We start from the raw sequence: 306 nt of genomic DNA, 5'->3' as shown, positions 1-306 counted from the left end.
CGGCGGCCTCCTCCTCGGCGGCCTCGATCAGCGCGGCGGCCTCCAGTTAGGAGGCGGCGTTCAGGTCGTCGCCGTCCAGCCGGGCCTGCTCCAGCTCCTCGCCCGCCTCGGCGCGGTTCGAATCGGGGGTGGCGCGGGCCTCGGTCAGCTCCCGGCCGGCCTCGGCGCGGACAGTCCCGGCCTGCTCGTCGGCCAGCGCCAGCGCGGCCTCGGCCCGCTCGCGCATCTCCGTGGCGGCCTTCTCGGCCTCGGCCCGGCGCCGCTCGGCGGCGGCCCGGGCGGCCTCCAGCGTCTGCTCGGCCTCGG

The 306-nt window shown here is 79.7% G+C and carries 1 protein-coding gene; it reads right to left on the bottom strand.

Features of this window, described 5'->3' with window-relative positions:
* Positions 1-46: 46 nt before the first annotated feature.
* Positions 47-306: hypothetical protein (locus PUR56_RS12910; RefSeq protein WP_329949000.1), on the bottom strand; the 260-nt coding region annotated here is incomplete at its 5' end.

It is taken from the genome of Streptomyces sp. BE303 (genome assembly GCF_036290945.1).
GTDB lineage: Bacteria > Actinomycetota > Actinomycetes > Streptomycetales > Streptomycetaceae > Kitasatospora.
The sequence above is the reverse complement of the archived record's forward strand: the minus strand, read 5'-3'. Positions and strand labels throughout refer to the sequence as shown.